At 66.3% G+C, this 14,491-nt stretch carries 12 protein-coding genes, 1 tRNA gene and 2 pseudogenes; 7 read left to right on the top strand and 8 right to left on the bottom strand.

The annotated features are described in order from the left end of the window. The 5 genes and pseudogenes from Mlute_RS10375 to Mlute_RS10355 form a co-directional block, all read right to left on the bottom strand. Nucleotides 1–651 (bottom strand): annotated as a pseudogene (locus Mlute_RS10375) (ATP-dependent nuclease subunit B); the annotation flags it as partial. Between the two features lie 58 nt (nucleotides 652–709). Continuing rightward, nucleotides 710–1,855 carry a BMP family ABC transporter substrate-binding protein gene (locus tag Mlute_RS10370; protein WP_119360582.1) on the bottom strand — a complete coding sequence of 382 codons (1,146 nt, stop codon included), beginning with the start codon at nucleotides 1,853–1,855 and terminating at the stop codon, nucleotides 710–712. Nucleotides 1,856–1,890: 35 nt separating this feature from the next. Further along, a complete protein-coding gene (locus tag Mlute_RS10365; RefSeq protein WP_119360581.1) occupies nucleotides 1,891–2,760 on the bottom strand; it encodes an ABC transporter permease in 870 nt (289 codons plus the stop codon). 3 nt (nucleotides 2,761–2,763) lie between these two features. Continuing rightward, nucleotides 2,764–3,816, bottom strand: a complete 1,053-nt coding sequence (locus tag Mlute_RS10360) for an ABC transporter permease (RefSeq protein ID WP_119360580.1) — start codon at nucleotides 3,814–3,816, stop codon at nucleotides 2,764–2,766. Next, nucleotides 3,813–5,312, bottom strand: coding sequence for an ABC transporter ATP-binding protein (locus Mlute_RS10355; RefSeq protein WP_119360579.1), 1,500 nt, complete (start codon nucleotides 5,310–5,312; stop codon nucleotides 3,813–3,815). Before Mlute_RS10355 ends, Mlute_RS10360 begins: the two co-directional genes overlap by 4 nt. A gap of 101 nt (nucleotides 5,313–5,413) precedes the next feature. On the opposite strand from Mlute_RS10355, the gene Mlute_RS10350 reads away from it, so the two are divergent. From Mlute_RS10350 to xdhC, 7 genes are all read left to right on the top strand, one after another. Then, nucleotides 5,414–5,489: transfer RNA gene (locus Mlute_RS10350), tRNA-Lys, on the top strand. Nucleotides 5,490–5,570: 81 nt separating this feature from the next. Beyond that, nucleotides 5,571–6,998 (top strand): HD-GYP domain-containing protein, encoded by a 1,428-nt coding sequence (locus tag Mlute_RS10345; RefSeq protein ID WP_119360578.1) that lies wholly within the window; start codon nucleotides 5,571–5,573, stop codon nucleotides 6,996–6,998. Between the two features lie 78 nt (nucleotides 6,999–7,076). Beyond that, nucleotides 7,077–8,462 (top strand): xanthine dehydrogenase small subunit, encoded by a 1,386-nt coding sequence (locus Mlute_RS10340; RefSeq protein ID WP_119360583.1) that lies wholly within the window; start codon nucleotides 7,077–7,079, stop codon nucleotides 8,460–8,462. Beyond that, on the top strand, nucleotides 8,459–10,768 hold the full coding sequence (xdhB, locus tag Mlute_RS10335; RefSeq protein ID WP_119360577.1) for a xanthine dehydrogenase molybdopterin binding subunit: 2,310 nt from the start codon (nucleotides 8,459–8,461) through the stop codon (nucleotides 10,766–10,768). The genes Mlute_RS10340 and xdhB overlap by 4 nt, the downstream gene beginning before the upstream one ends. Before the next feature lie 31 nt (nucleotides 10,769–10,799). Beyond that, a complete protein-coding gene (locus tag Mlute_RS10330) occupies nucleotides 10,800–11,024 on the top strand; it encodes a type II toxin-antitoxin system Phd/YefM family antitoxin (protein ID WP_119360576.1) in 225 nt (74 codons plus the stop codon). Further along, nucleotides 11,021–11,407 carry a type II toxin-antitoxin system VapC family toxin gene (locus tag Mlute_RS10325; protein WP_182482536.1) on the top strand — a complete coding sequence of 129 codons (387 nt, stop codon included), beginning with the start codon at nucleotides 11,021–11,023 and terminating at the stop codon, nucleotides 11,405–11,407. The genes Mlute_RS10330 and Mlute_RS10325 overlap by 4 nt, the downstream gene beginning before the upstream one ends. Nucleotides 11,408–11,409: 2 nt before the next feature. Next, the gene (gene xdhC, locus Mlute_RS10320; protein ID WP_119360574.1) at nucleotides 11,410–12,261 is read left to right on the top strand and encodes a xanthine dehydrogenase accessory protein XdhC; all 852 of its coding nucleotides are present in this window, start codon (nucleotides 11,410–11,412) and stop codon (nucleotides 12,259–12,261) included. Between the two features lie 27 nt (nucleotides 12,262–12,288). Here the strand turns inward: xdhC and thiD are convergent, their stop codons facing one another. The 3 genes and pseudogenes from thiD to Mlute_RS16140 all read right to left on the bottom strand — a co-directional run. Further along, the gene (gene thiD, locus Mlute_RS10315) at nucleotides 12,289–13,065 is read right to left on the bottom strand and encodes a bifunctional hydroxymethylpyrimidine kinase/phosphomethylpyrimidine kinase (RefSeq protein ID WP_119360573.1); all 777 of its coding nucleotides are present in this window, start codon (nucleotides 13,063–13,065) and stop codon (nucleotides 12,289–12,291) included. After that, on the bottom strand, nucleotides 13,062–14,369 hold the full coding sequence (gene thiC / locus Mlute_RS10310; protein WP_119360572.1) for a phosphomethylpyrimidine synthase ThiC: 1,308 nt from the start codon (nucleotides 14,367–14,369) through the stop codon (nucleotides 13,062–13,064). Before thiC ends, thiD begins: the two co-directional genes overlap by 4 nt. Continuing rightward, a pseudogene (locus Mlute_RS16140) lies at nucleotides 14,366–14,491 on the bottom strand (oxidoreductase); the annotation flags it as partial. The pseudogene Mlute_RS16140 and the gene thiC, both read right to left, overlap by 4 nt.

The following is a 14,491-nucleotide window of genomic DNA, read 5'->3' as shown; positions in this document are numbered from 1 at the left end:
GGTTTCCTCGGGGGAGAAGCCCGGGGGGCTTTCCGGCAGACCCACCCAGACCTCCACGTGCCGGGACAGGGCTTTTAGCAGGCGAAGCTCGAGCACCCCCAGCTCGCGGAAACCATCCACCACCACTAAATCGGTCTCAATTTGCGGTTTTCCTTCCTCCAGCAGCTGCAAGGCCCCGCTGCGGAAGTCGTCGTAGTCCCAGCGGCCCCAAGAGGCCTTAAGCTCCTCGTAGCGCTGGTAGACCTTCCTCAGCCGGGCGGTCTCGGGTCCTATTAGGGGGATGCCCTCTGGCCCTACCCCGTTGCGCTTGGCCTCGGCGATGGCCCGGGTAAAGAGCCGGGCCTCGCCCGGGCCTGGGGGCGGGCCTTCCCCCGAGTGGAGGGCTTCCCCCACCAGGGCCACCCGCCCAGGTCCGGTCAGGATAGGCTTTAAGCCAAGGTTTGCAGCCAGCAGCCGGTAGTAAAGCTGCTGGGAAGTGAGGACTTCCAGCCCCAACACCGCCCCTCCCTCGGTGGCCCGGCGGTAGATGTAGGCCTTTTGCGTGGGAAGGGCAACCCACCAGACCCTTTTGCGCTGGCGCAGGTAGCTGTGGGCTACCTCCAGGAGCCTTTTGGTTTTCCCCGAGGCGGGGGGACCGACGATCAGGTGCACAGGGCCAATATACAAAACCGGGCCGCGGGGCAGAGCTGCCCCGCGGCCATCGGATGGCCTACTTAGGTTCGTCCGGTACCGGGCCCACCACCCCCGGGGCCACCCATTGCATTTCGTTGAGCTCCTTGACGGTCATCTTGCGCCCCGCGGGCACCCGCAGGACCCCGTTGCGGTCGCGGATGGGGCCGGTGAAGGGGTCCCACTTGGGGTTTGGGCTTTGGATGTCTTTGTAGAGCTCCATTACCCGGTCGTAGACGCTCACCCGCTTGCCGTTGACCACCATAGTGGCCTGCTTCAGGGCGGGTTCAAACTTGGGGTTGATGGGCATCCCGACCTGGGCCCCAAGCATGACCGCACGTTCCCGGGCCAGCCACCAGTAGTCCACGTTCTCCAGGTTTTTGGGGGTGTAGGTGCCGTTTTGCACCTTCTTTAGGATGTCAATGTAGATTACACTCCAGTCCACGAGCTGCCCCGAGACCACGTAGTCGGGGGCGTACTTGTACATGGAGTTGTAGTGGCTAAAGCTGGGCACCCTGCGGCGAGCTGCGGTTTGGATGACCGTGGCGGTGTCCTCGGTAAAAGCGACGATGTCGTTCCCCTCGGCTATCAGGGCCTCGGTGGCTTCACGGGCTTTTACCGGGTCGTACCAGGCGTTAATCCACTTGACGTTGACGGTGGCCCGGGGGTTGACCGCCCGCACCCCTAGGGCAAAGGCCGAGATGTGGCGCTTGAGCTCGGGAATAGGGAAGGCCGCCACGTAGCCCACCTTGCCGCTTTTGGTCAGGGCCCCGGCCATCAGGCCGTTGAGGTAGTAGATTTGGTAGAAGTCGGCCATGTAGGTGAGCATGTTGGGGGCCCGCTTGAAGCCGGAGGCGTGGGCGAAGATGACGTTGGGGTATTTCTTGGCCGCCTCGAGGGTCTGGTCCATGAAGTCAAAGGAGGTGGTGAAGATTACGTTGCACCCCCCTGCCACCAGCCGGTCTACGGTGGCCAGGGTGTCGGCAGGTTTGACCGACTCTACGTACTGGGTGGTAAGGCCTGGGATGGCCTTCTCGGCGGCCCGGCGGGCTTCGTCGTGGGCGTAGGTCCAGCCCACATCGCCAATGGGGCCTACGTAGATGAAGCAGGCCTTGAGGTTGGCCTGCTGGGCTAAGCCGAACCCGAGGCCGATCGCTGCAACGAGAGCCAAGAGCCGAGTCTTCATGCTGCACCTCCTGGGCTGGTTTTCAGCTTCTGGGCCTAACGTTCACCTCGCCGATAGGGCTTGCCCAAGGCTTCGGGGGCGTTGCCCTGCTGTCCACGCAGCCCTGATAGAGCCAGCACCAGTATAACCAGCAGGTAGGGGAGGCTGGCAAACACCTCGCTGGGGATGCCGCTTTGGCCTTGGAGCCGGAACTGCAGGTAGTATAGAAGCCCAAAGAAGACCGCACCGAAGATGGCCCTGAGGGGGTTCCAGCCGACAAAAATAACCAAGGCCACGGCGATCCAGCCCAGCCCCGCGGTCATCCCGTCGGTCCAGGAGGGGCGGTAGACCAGCGAGAGATAGGCCCCAGCCAGCCCGGCCAGGGCACCCCCTGCCACCACCGCTCCGTAGCGCAGGGCCAGTACGTTGAGGCCCAAAAGGTCGGCCGCCGCTGGGTTCTCGCCCACCGAGCGCAAGGCCAGGCCCAGCCGGGTGGCGCTAAAGAGGAAGGCCAGCAGCAGCGCCAGTCCGATGGCCCCTAGGATAAAGGGCCCCTCGGGGGGGTGGTCGAAGAGGGGCAGCCCCTCGTAGCGTTTGCCCAGAAGCCCAGCCACCCCCAGCCCCACCATGCTCAAGGCCAGGCCGGAGACGAACTGGTTGGCCTGCAGGGTGATGGTGACAAATCCGTGCAGCAGTGCGGCCAGGCCTCCGGCCAGCATGGCTGCTGGCACCGCCAGCCAGAGGTTGCCATTCCCTCCTTCCCCGTAGGCCACCGCAAAGCCGGCCAGGGCGCCCAGGGCCATCATGCCCTCCACCCCCAGGTTCACCACCCCGGCCCGCTCGTTGAGCAGAGCCCCCAGGCAGGCGATGAGCAGAGGGGTGCCGAAGGAGAGGGCTCGAGCTAGCGCGTTTAGGACTTCTTCCATAACTCACCTAAGGCGCAAGCGGTAGTGCAGGAAGAGCTCCGACCCAATCAGGGCGAAGAGCATCACCCCGCTAAAGACGTCCACAATGCGAAAGGGCATGTTAAGGGCCACCTTGAGCACATCCCCCCCGGCCAGAATCAGGCCCATCAGGGGGGCGGTCAGGAGCACCAGGGCCGGGTGGCCTCGAGCCAGCCAGGCCACGATGATGGCGGTGAAGCCATAGCCGGAGGAGAGCTGGGTGGGCTCAATGAGGCGGTGGTGGATGCCTGCAATCTCGCCGAACCCCGCCAGCCCGGCTGTCCCTCCGGTGATGAGGGCCACCACCAGGAAGGCGCGGCTTTGGGGGATTCCCAGGTAGCGGGCCGCTCCTGGGTTTTCCCCCACCACCCGCAGCCGGAAGCCCAGGGTGGAACGGAAGAGCAAGAGTTGCAGCAGAAGGGCCAGCACGACCCCGAGCGCCAGGGTGGGCCAGTGTACGTTGGTGCCCAGGAGTACCGGGAGCTGCTGGTGCTCGGCGAAGCGGTCGGAGTAAATGTAGCCCCGCACGTCCTTGCCCCGCCAGGGTCCGTTGATGAGGTAGATGACCAGCGACTGGGCCACGTAGTTGAGCATCAGGGTGGTGAGGATTTCGTTGACGCTAAGGCGGTTTTTAAGCCAGGCGGCCAGCCCGCACCACAAGGCCCCGCCCAGGGCCGCGGCCAGGGCCATGGCAGGCAGGCTCAGGGCTGGAGGCAGGGGGAGGAAGAGGGCCACCCCGGCGGCCAGTACCGCCCCCAGCAAGAGCTGCCCCTCGGCGCCGATGTTGTAGAACTGGGTGCGGAAGGCCAGGCTGAGGCCTACGCCGATGAGCAGGAGGGGAATGGTCCGCCTTAGGACCTCCTGCCAGCCCCGGGGGTCCAGCAGGGTGCCCTCCAGCATGGTCCGGTAGGCCTCGAGCGGGCCCAGGCCATAGGCCCAGAACACCCCCCCCACCAGGGCGAAGGCCAGCCCCAGGGCCAGCAGGGTAACCCCGACCGAGCGCAGGGGCGAGGGGTTGGGAAGGGGCTCGAGCCTCACGCCGCACCTCCGGTCATCAATAGGCCAATCTGCTCGCGGGAGACCTCCGTTGCCGCATAAGGGCCGAGCAGCTCCCCCCGGTGCATCACCCCAATCCGGTCGGAGAGGGAAAGTAGCTCTTCTAGGTCCTCGGAGACCAGTACCACCGCAGCCCCTAGGCGTGTCTGGTGCAGCAAGGCCTCGTGGACCTGCTCAGTGGCGCCAATGTCCAGGCCATAGGTGGGGTGCACCGCCAGGATGAGCCGGGCTTGGGTGGCGAGCTCTCGAGCCAGGATCACCTTCTGCAGGTTGCCCCCGGAAAGCAGCCGGGCTGGGGTGTGCACGCTGGGGGTGGCGATGGCGTAGGCCCTCACCTGCTCCTGGGCCTGGGTAGCCAAGGCCTTGGGGTTTAGAAGAAAGCCGTGGGCTATGGGGGGTTGCTCAAAACTGCGCAGGGCTAGGTTCTCGGCTACGCTCATGTTGGGGACGCTGCCCATGCGGATGCGGTCCTCCGGGATGTGGGCTACCCCCAGGGTGAAGAGCCGGGCCGGGTCGGAGGGTAGGGATTTGCCCTCCAGCAGCACCCGCCCCCCTTGCGGACGTCGCAGGCCGGCCAGCACCTCCACCAGCTCGCTTTGGCCGTTCCCAGCAATACCGGCTATGCCCAGCACCTCCCCCGCGCGCAGCTCAAAACCCACCCCCCGCAGGGTGGGGAGCCCTCGCTCGGATCGGGCTTCCAGCCCCTCCACCCGCAGGACCACTGGGCCTGGTGCAGGGGTCTGCCGCCGGCGCTCAAAGCTTACCTGCCGCCCTACCATCAGCTCGGCTAGGCTGGTCTTGCTGGCCCTCTCTATGGGTAGGTCGCCGACCACCCGCCCCCGCCGCAGCACCACGCAGCGGTCAGCGATGGAGAGCACCTCGTCCAGCTTGTGGGAGATAAAGATGAGCGATTTTCCCGCCGCCTTTAGCTCGCGCATCACCCTGAAGAGGGCCTGGGCTTCTTGAGGGGTGAGTACGCTGGTGGGTTCGTCCAGGATAAGCACCTTGGCCCCCCGCAGCAAGGCCCGCACGATTTCCACCCGCTGCTTCTCGCCGGGGGAGAGCTGGTGCACGTAGGCCCTGGGGTCCACCTGCAGGCCGTACCCTCCGGCAATTCGCTCAATAAGGGGCAGAATGCGCCGGCTGGGAAAGAGGGCCGCGCCGGAGCCTAGGGCCAGGTTCTCGGCCACGGTGTGCCGGCCCACCAGCACCGGGTGCTGGGGCACCAGGCCAATGCCGTGGCGGAGGGCGTCTACTGGGGAGGCTATCCGCACAGGGCTGCCCTCTATGAGAATCTCCCCCTCGTCGGGCCGGTAGAGGCCATAGAGGATGGAGACAAGGGTGGACTTTCCAGCTCCGTTCTCCCCCAGGAGCGCGAGCACCTCGCCGGGGTAGAGCTCGAGGCTCACCCTGTCGTTGGCCACTACCCCCGGGAAGCGCTTGGTGATGTCGCGTAGCTGCAGGAGGGGTTTGCCCATTGCACAAAATCATAATCGCCAGGTTGCCGGTCTAAAAGCCCTGGGCGGGCCCGCTTCTGCTTGACAAGCCTCGGCGGGGCGCTTAGATTTAACATCTGCTTGGGCTGTTAGCTCAATCGGTAGAGCTGCTGACTCTTAATCAGTAGGTTGCAGGTTCGAGTCCTGCACAGCCCACCAAAAAGCCGGGAGCCCCCGGCTTTTACCTTTGGCAAATGACCCAGCCCCTGCCCCCACCGGTGCTAGATTGGGGGCAGCGTTATGACCGGTCTAAAGCAAACCTTCTACGGCAGGGTCTTGAACCTGCTGGCCTTTTTGGTCTGGGGCGGTTTTTCGTTTTTCACGCTGCCCGATGACTACCAGGCTTTCGCCTTCCTCTTCCTCATCCCCCTGGCCTGGCAGGCTGGCCTCAGGGGCCTGGTTTGGGTGGTGCCCCTGTTGCTCGGGAACAACCTGCTGCAGCACCTCTACCCCTGGGGGGGGGTCAATTGGGACAGCTTGCTCGTTACCACCCTGCCGGGGGGCCTGGCCCTGGGGTTTGTGGCGGTGCTGCGGGAGCGGGACTGGCGGAGGAAGTGGGAACTCGAGGAGTCGCTCCGCTACATGCACCTGCTCGAGGAAGGTAGCCTGGCCATCAGCAACGCCGCCGACCCCCTGGAGCTGACCGAGAGCGCCATGACCGCCCTGCACAACCTGAAGATTGCCCCACACCTGGCCTTTGTCCGCTTCCGGGAGGGGAGACCGGTGGTGGTGAGCGCGCGGGGAGGGCTGGAGCGCTATCGGGGGCGGCACCTTCCCCAGCAGAAGCTCAGCAGCCTGGCCTCCTTGACCGACAGCTTCACCGTGGGCAACTACCTGGAGGGCATACCCGAGAGCGTGGGCTGGTCCACTGCGGCGGTGCCGGTTTCGGCGCGGCAGAAGCGCCCGTTGGGGGTGGTCATACTGGCTCGAGAGGGGCACAGACCCTTTGAGGCCAGGGAGAAGGCCATCGTCAACTCCCTGGCCCGGGTCATGGGGGCCCAGCTTGGGCAGATGGAGGCCCTGAAGCAGCTCGAGGACGCCTACGATGGAACCCTAAGGGCCTTGGGGCTGGCCTTGGAGTTTCGCGACCACGAGACCCAAGGGCACACCAAGCGGGTGGCGGCCTGGGCAGACCAGCTTGCGCAGGACGTGGGATTGGACGCCAGCATGCGCAAATTTCTCCGCTGGGGAGCTTATCTTCACGATATTGGCAAGCTTTCCATCTCCGACCATATCCTCCGTAAGCCCGGTAAGCTCACCGATGAGGAGTGGGAGGTGATGAAGAGCCACGTCATCAAAGGCTGGGAGATGCTCTCCCGGGTGCCCTTCCTGCCCCAAGAGACCCTCGAGGTGGTCCGCCACCACCACGAGAACTGGGACGGCACGGGCTACCCCGACGGGCTTAAGGGCCAGGACATCCCCATCCTGGCTCGCATTTTTGCGGTGGTGGACACCTTTGATGCCCTCTACAGCCCCCGCCCTTACAAGCGGGCCTGGAAGCCTGCCGAGATTATTGAGGAGCTTCAGCGGCTCAAGGGGAAAAAACTAGACCCCAAGCTGGTAGACATATTCATCCAGCGCATCACCTCGCCCTCGGGGAGGGGGGCGATGGAGGCAGCCAACCCCAGCCGAAACCTAGAGGCCTGGCCGAGCCCACCCCAGGGCTGAGGATTGGGTGGTATCCTGATATACCGAATAAACCAAATGCTTGACGAATGCGGTGGATTGGGCGTGGGGCGCAACGTTATGGATACCATTGAATTTAGGCTCAACGGCAAGACGGTTCGGGTTGAGGGGATAGAGCCCCACACCACCCTGCTCTCTTGGCTGCGGGGTAGGGGGCTTACCGGGAGCAAGGAGGGCTGCGCCGAGGGGGAGTGTGGGGCCTGCGCGGTGCTGCTCTTGCGGCCCGACGGGCAGGGCTCGCGCTTGGAGGCCGTGAACGGATGCTTGCTGCTTCTGCCCAGCCTGGCCGGCCAGGAGGTCTGGACGGTGGAGGGGCTGGCCCAAGGGGATAGGCTGCACCCGGTGCAGGAGGCCATGCTCCAGGGGGGCTCGCAGTGCGGCTACTGTACGCCGGGGTTCGTTGTGAGCATGGCCGCGGAGTACTATCGCAAGGGGCGGCAGGGCTTTGACCTCGAGGCCCTCTCGGGCAACCTCTGCCGCTGCACCGGTTACCGCCCCATCCGCGACGCCGCCCTTTCCCTAGGGGAACTCCCGCCGGACGACCCCCTGGCCCGGCGGCTGGAGCAACCTGCGCCCGAGCCCGGCCCAGTGCGCTACACCGCCGGGCGCACCTATTTGCGCCCCACCTCCTTAGCCGAGCTTTTCCAGATGCAAGCCGAGTACCCCCAGGCCCGGCTGCTGGCCGGGGGCACCGACCTAGCGGTGGAGGCCAACCAGCGCTTTGCCCGGGCCGAAGCCCTTCTTGACATAAGCGCCCTCCCCGAGCTGAAGACCCTGCGCTGGGATGCGGCCTATGTGGAGCTTGGGGCCGGTCTGACCCTCTCGGAGCTCGAGCGCGCCCTGCAGGGCCGCATCCCCCTCCTCTCGGCCTGGTTTCCCCTTTTTGCCTCCCGCTTAATCCGCAACCGGGCCACCCTGGGGGGCAACCTGGGAACGGCCTCGCCCATTGGCGATGGGCCCCCGGTGCTGCTGGCCCTGGGGGCCGAGGTGGTGCTGGCCGGCCCGTCAGGAGAGCGCACGCTCCCGCTGGAGGGCTTCTTCACCGGCTACCGCAAGACCGCTCTGATGCCCGGCGAGCTTATCCGGGCGGTGCGGATACCCCTGCCCCTGGCCTCCATAGCCCGCTTCTACAAGGTGGCCAAGCGCCCCCTAGACGATATTTCCACGGTGGCTGCGGCCTTCGCGCTGGAGCTGGAAGAGGGCCGGGTGAAGCGGCTTCGCATCGGGCTGGGTGGGGTGGCCCCCACCCCGGCGCGGGCCTATCAGACCGAGGCCTTCCTCTTGGGCAAGCCCTGGGAGGAGCGCACCGTGCGGGCTGCCGCGGAGGTCTTGCGGAGCGAGTTCCAGCCCATCAGCGACCACCGGGGCAGCGCGGCCTACCGCAGGGCCATGCTGGGGAACCTGCTTTTGAAGTTTTACCTGGAAAACCAGGAGGTATGGGTATGAAAGCGGTCGGAAAGGCCATCCCCCACGAGTCGGCCCCCCTGCACGTGACCGGGCGGGCCCTCTACACCGACGACCTGCTGCCCCGCTACCCAAACGCCCTCCACGCCTGGCCGGTGCAGGCCCCCCATGCCCACGCCCGCATCCTGCGGCTGGAGCCGGCCCCGGCGCTGGCCGTGCCGGGGGTGGTGCGGGTGCTCACCGCGAGGGATGTGCCGGGCCTCAACGACTCGGGCCTCAAGGGCGACGAGCCGCTGTTTCCCGAAGAGGTCATGTACTTTGGCCAGGCGGTGGCCTGGGTGCTGGCCGAGAGCGAGGAGGCGGCCCGGCTGGGGGCCGAGCGGGTTGAGGTGGCCTACGAGCCCCTGCCGGCCATTCTGAGCATTCAGGAAGCCATCCGGCAGGGGAGTTTCCAGGGGGCCACCTTGGAGGTTCGCCGGGGGGATGTGGAGGCCGGCTTCAGGGCCTCTGCGCGGGTGATGGAGGGGGCGCTCGAGCTCGGCGGGCAGGAGCACTTCTACCTCGAGACCCAGGCCTCCATAGCCCTCCTTGACGAATCGGGCCAGGTCTTCGTGCACGCCTCCACCCAGCACCCCTCCGAGACCCAGGAGATTGTGGCCCAGGTGCTGGGCCTGCCGCGCAACCGGGTTACGGTGCAGTGCATCCGGATGGGCGGGGGCTTTGGGGGCAAGGAGGTCCAGGCCAACCCCTACGCGGCGGTGGCGGCCCTGGGGGCCTACCTCACCGGACGCCCGGTGCGGGTGCGGCTCAACCGGCTTCAGGACATCACCCTCACCGGCAAGCGCCACCCCTTTTATGCCCGCTGGAAAGTGGGTTTTTCCGAAGATGGCCGGTTGCAGGCCCTTTGGATGGAACTCTATTCCGACGGTGGCTGGTCGCAGGACCTGAGCGAGCCGGTGCTGGCCCGGGCGCTTTGCCACATAGACAACGCCTACTACATCCCCAACCTGCAGGCGGTGGGGCGGGTCTGCAAGACCCACAAGACCTCCCAGACCGCCTTCCGGGGCTTTGGGGGGCCGCAGGGGATGGTCTTCATTGAGGACATTCTGGACCGGGTGGCCCGCAGCCTGGGCCTGCCCCCCGAGGTGGTGCGGGAGCGCAACTTCTACCGGCAAGAAGGAGGCAGGAACATCACTCCCTACGGCCAGGAAGTAAAGGACGTGGAGCGCATCCAGCTCATTTGGGAAGAGCTCAAGCAGAGCGCCGAGTTTGAGCGGCGGCGTGAGGAGATTAGGCGCTTCAATACCCAAAGCCCCCACCGCAAGCGCGGCCTGGCCATCACCCCGGTGAAGTTCGGCATCTCCTTCAACTTCACCACCTACAACCAGGCCGGGGCGCTGGTCCTGGTCTACCAGGACGGCTCGGTGCAGGTCAACCACGGCGGCACCGAGATGGGTCAGGGGCTGCACACCAAGATTCAGCAGATTGCCGCCGAGGCCCTGGGGGTGCCCCTCGAGGCCATCCGGGTCATGCCTACCCGCACCGACAAGGTACCCAACACCTCGGCCACCGCCGCCTCCACCGGAGCCGACCTAAACGGGGCTGCGGTCAAGGCAGCCTGCGAGAAGATTCGGGCCCGCCTGGCCGGGGTGGCCGCGCAGCGCTTTGGGGTCAACCCGGCCGATGTGGTCTTTGAGGAGGGCCAGGTGTATAGCCTCTGGAAGCCCCAGGAGCGGCTGAGCTTTACCGAGGTTGTAAAGACCGCCTATGCCCAGCGGGTGCAGCTCTTTGCCGACGGCTTCTACCGCACGCCGGGGCTTCACTGGGACAAAACCCGCATGTGGGGTAAGCCTTTCCACTACTTCGCTTTTGGGGCTGCGGTGAGCGAGGTGGAGGTGGATGGCTTTACGGGGCAGTACGCCCTGCGCCGGGTGGACATCCTGCACGACGTGGGCGACTCACTCTCGCCGTTGGTGGATCTGGGCCAGGTGGAAGGGGGCTTTATCCAGGGCCTGGGCTGGCTCACCCTGGAAGACCTGCGCTGGGACGAGAAGGGCCAGGTGGTCACCCGCTCGGCCAGTACCTACAAGCTGCCCAGCTTCTCCGAGCTGCCCGAGGTCTTCAACGTGCGGCTTCTGCCCCGGGCCACCGAGCCAGGGGTGGTGTACGGCTCCAAAGCGGTGGGGGAGCCTCCCCTGATGCTGGCCATCTCGGTGCGCGAGGCCCTGAAGGACGCGGTGGCGGCCTTTGGGGAGGGCATCGTGGAGCTGGCCTCGCCGGCCACGCCCGAGGCGGTCTACTGGGCGATAGAGAAGGTGCGGCAGAGGGCCTTGGTTACGGGGGATTGATGTACTTAGTTTACTGAACTAAACTAAGCAAATGGCCAAGGTCATCAACGTTCACGAAGCCAAGACCCATCTCTCGAGCCTGCTCGAGCGGGTGCGCGCAGGTGAGGAGATCATCCTGGCCAAAAACGGCCAGCCCTACGCCCGGCTGGTGCCTTTAGAGAAACCCAAGAAACGCCGGTTGGGGTTCATGCGGGGTAGGGTGGATGAGGCTTTTTTTGAGCCCCTACCGGAAGCAGAGCTGAGGGCCTGGGAATGAGGGTTTTGCTGGATACCCATACCTTTTTGTGGGCGGTGCTCGAGCCCGAGAAGCTCTCACGCAAGGCCCTAAAGCTCTTGCAAAACCCCGAAACCCAGATTGTGCTCAGCAGCGTAAGCGCCCTGGAGATTGCCACCAGGTACCGCCTAGGCCGGCTGGCCCATGCCAAATCCGTGGTACAGGCTTACGGAAAGGCTGTGGACGGTTTGCAGGCGGAAGAACTCGAGGTAAGCCGGGCCCACGCGCTAAAGGCTGGTCTTTGGGAGGTGGCCCACCGAGATCCCTTTGACCGCCTGCTGGCGGCCCAGGCTGACCTCGAAGGGCTGCCCCTGCTGACCAATGACCCGGCGTTTGCCCAGTTTCCGATTCAGGTCTGGTGGTGAGGATGTTGTGGTTTGAGCACCTTTCCTACCTGACCGAGCAGAGGGTGCCCCTGGTGGTGGTGACCCTGCTCTCGGTGCGGGGGCACGCCCCGCGCGAGGCCGGAGCCAAGATGCTGGTGACGGTCGAAGCGGTTTACGGCACCATCGGCGGGGGGAACCTCGAGGCCACCGCCATCGGGCTGGCCCGGAAGATGCTGGAGGAGGGGAGGCGGGCCCCGCAGGTGCACACCCTGCGCCTCACCGAGAACGCCCCCGCCGAGCACGGGGTGCAGTGCTGCGGGGGGGAGGTGCAGGTTTTGCTCGAGGCCGTCCATCCCGTTCGCCCCACGGTGGCCCTCTTTGGGGTGGGGCATGTGGGCTGGGCCCTGGCCAAAGTGCTCTCGATCCTGCCCATCGAGCTGTGGCTGGTGGACTCGAGGGCCGCCATGCTGGGCGAGGAGCGCCTAAAGCCCCTGCAGGGTGCGGCAAGGCTACGGGTCTTCCAGGCCCCCATCCTGGACAGCGTTGTTCAAGACCTGCCGGCAGGGGCGCACCTGGTCATCATGACCCACGACCACGCCGAGGATTTGTTCGTGCTCGAGGCTGCCCTGCGCCGGGGCGACCTGGGCTTTATCGGCCTGATTGGCTCGGTGGTCAAGTGGCGCAACTTCCAGCACAAGCTCTTGCAGCAGGGCCTATCCCAGGCTGACCTGGCCCGGGTCACCTGCCCCATTGGCCTACCTCTCACCCAGAGCAAGGCCCCGGAGGCCATCGCCATCGCCACGGCAGCTCAGTTGCTGCCTTTGCTGATGGGTAGGGGAGAAGCCCAGGGCCCAAGCAGCGCAAAGGTTGAGCGGTCTGTTGTTGATGGTTAGGCACCCTGGTCGGTGGGTGAGGTGGGGTCAGGCCCAGTGGTTCAGGGGTCCGTGGCCATGGCCCAAGGGGGGCGCCGTCTTTAGGGCGCGGGTAAGGTAGGCCTTGGCCTCCGCCACCGCCTCGGCCAAGGGCTTCCCCAGGGCCAATAGGGCGGCGATGGCCGCCGAGAGGGTACAGCCCGTGCCGTGGGTGTTCCGGGTGGCCACCCGGGGCGCGGCGTAGGCCTGCACCCCCTCCCGGGTCGCCAGGAGGTCCACCGCCTCCTCCCCCTCCAGGTGCCCCCCTTTGAGGAGCACCGCCTTGGGACCCAGGGCCAAAAGGGCCTGGGCGGCCTCCTTCGCCTCCTCCAGGGTGCGGATGGGCCTCCCCAAGAGGGCCTCGGCCTCGAGGCGGTTTGGGGTGATGAGGTCCGCCAAGGGAAAAAGCCGCTCCTTTAGCGCCGCCACGGCCTCCTCGGCGAGAAGGGAATCCCCGCCCTTGGCCACCATCACGGGGTCCACCACCAAGGGCCTCAGGCCGAAGCGGGCCACCGCCTCCGCCACCGCCGCCACGATCTCCCCGCTCCCCAAAGCCCCGGTCTTGGCGGCGTGGACGGGAAGGTCCTCGGCCACGCTTTGGATCTGGGCGTAGACGAGCTCCGGGGAAAGGAGGTAAACCCGCTCTACTCCCAGGGTGTTCTGGGCCGTGACCAGGGTGAGGGCGCTCGCCCCATAGACCCCGAAGCGGAAAAAGGTCTTGAGGTCCGCCTGCACCCCCGCCCCACCCCCGGAGTCCGAGCCGGCGATGGTGAGGGCCACCCTCATGCCACCGGGAGCTCCAGCCTCCCCTTGCCCCTCAGCACCGCCTCCACCAGGTTCATGGGGCAGAAGGGCCCGCACATGCTGCAGGCCTTGGTGCGGCTTCCCCGCTCCTCCTTGAGCCGCCGGGCCTCCTCGGGGAAGAGGCAGAGGGCGAACTGGGTCTCCCAGTCCAGGCGGTAGCGGGCCTCGGACATCCTCCGGTTCCGCTCCAGGGCCCTGGGGTTCCCCCGGGCCACGTCCGCGGCGTGGGCGGCGATCTTGAAGGCGATCACGCCCTCCTTCACCTGCTCCGCCGTGGGCAGGCCCAGGTGCTCCGCCGGGGTCAGGTAGCAAAGCATGTCCGCACCCCACCAGCCCGCCAAGGCTCCCCCAATGGCCCCGGCGATGTGGTCAAAGCCGGCGGCGGTGTCCACGGGGAGCATCCCCAGGATGTAGAAGGGCGCATACCCCGTGAGCTTCTTCTGGATCTGGACGTTGGTGGCCACCTCGTTCAAGGGGATGTGCCCGGGGCCTTCCACCATGGCCTGGACCCCGGCGCGCCGCGCCCGCTCCACCAGCTCCCCGATGGTGAGGAGCTCGGCGATCTGCGCCCGGTCGGTGCTGTCCGCCAGGGAGCCGGGACGCAGGCCGTCCCCCAGGGAGAGGGTCATGTCGTAGGTGCGGGCGATGTCCAGGAGGTCGTCAAAGCGGGCGTAGAGGGGGTTCTCCTCCCCCCGGTGGAGCATCCAGGCGGCCATGAGCCCTCCTCCCCGGCTCACGATGCCCGTGGTGCGGGGGCTATTTCGGTAGACCTCCAGGTTCTTCAAGGTCACCCCCACGTGCACGGTGATGTAGTCCACCCCCTGCTTCCCGTGCTCCTCAATGACCTCAAAGAGCTCGTCCGCGGACATGTCAAAGAAGTTCTTGCGCTTGGCGGCGCGGAACTCCGCCTCGTAGACGGGCACGGTGCCCAGGGGGACGGTGGCCACCTCGAGGATCCGCCGCCGGATCTCCTTGAGGTCCCCCCCGGTGGAGAGGTCCATGATGGTGTCCGCCCCGTAGCGGATGGCCACCTTGGCCTTCTCCACCTCCTCCTCCACGTCCACGTAATCGTAAGAGGTGCCCAGGTTGGCGTTGACCTTCACGGAAAGCCCCTCGCCAATACCCTTGAAGTCCACCAAGGTGGCGTGGTTCTTGTTGCGGGGGATGACGATCCGCCCCGAAGCCACCCCTTCCCGCACGAACTCGGGGGAAACCCCCTCCCGCTCCGCCACGTAGGCCATCTCCTCGGTGATGATCCCCTTCCTCGCCGCTTCCAGCTGCGTCATCCTTCCACCCCCATAAGCTTTAGGAGCCGCTTCGCCGTCCAAGGAGCGAGGAGCACGCCGTTTCGGCCGTGCCCCGCCGCCGCGTACACGCCCTCCCCCGCCTCGCCCACAAAGACCTCCCC

It is taken from the genome of Meiothermus luteus, assembly GCF_003574085.1.
Lineage (GTDB): Bacteria > Deinococcota > Deinococci > Deinococcales > Thermaceae > Meiothermus > Meiothermus luteus.
The sequence above is the reverse complement of the archived record's forward strand: the minus strand, read 5'-3'. Positions and strand labels throughout refer to the sequence as shown.

Coding starts and splice junctions, on each gene's coding strand:
- xdhC (WP_119360574.1), top strand. CDS start 11,410: ATGTTGTGGTTTGAGCACCTTTCCTACCTGACCGAGCAGAGGGTGCCC.
- Mlute_RS10330 (WP_119360576.1), top strand. CDS start 10,800: ATGGCCAAGGTCATCAACGTTCACGAAGCCAAGACCCATCTCTCGAGC.
- Mlute_RS10325 (WP_182482536.1), top strand. CDS start 11,021: ATGAGGGTTTTGCTGGATACCCATACCTTTTTGTGGGCGGTGCTCGAG.
- thiD (WP_119360573.1), bottom strand. CDS start 13,065: ATGAGGGTGGCCCTCACCATCGCCGGCTCGGACTCCGGGGGTGGGGCG.
- Mlute_RS10345 (WP_119360578.1), top strand. CDS start 5,571: ATGACCGGTCTAAAGCAAACCTTCTACGGCAGGGTCTTGAACCTGCTG.
- Mlute_RS10365 (WP_119360581.1), bottom strand. CDS start 2,760: ATGGAAGAAGTCCTAAACGCGCTAGCTCGAGCCCTCTCCTTCGGCACC.
- Mlute_RS10370 (WP_119360582.1), bottom strand. CDS start 1,855: ATGAAGACTCGGCTCTTGGCTCTCGTTGCAGCGATCGGCCTCGGGTTC.
- xdhB (WP_119360577.1), top strand. CDS start 8,459: ATGAAAGCGGTCGGAAAGGCCATCCCCCACGAGTCGGCCCCCCTGCAC.
- Mlute_RS10355 (WP_119360579.1), bottom strand. CDS start 5,312: ATGGGCAAACCCCTCCTGCAGCTACGCGACATCACCAAGCGCTTCCCG.
- Mlute_RS10340 (WP_119360583.1), top strand. CDS start 7,077: ATGGATACCATTGAATTTAGGCTCAACGGCAAGACGGTTCGGGTTGAG.
- thiC (WP_119360572.1), bottom strand. CDS start 14,369: ATGACGCAGCTGGAAGCGGCGAGGAAGGGGATCATCACCGAGGAGATG.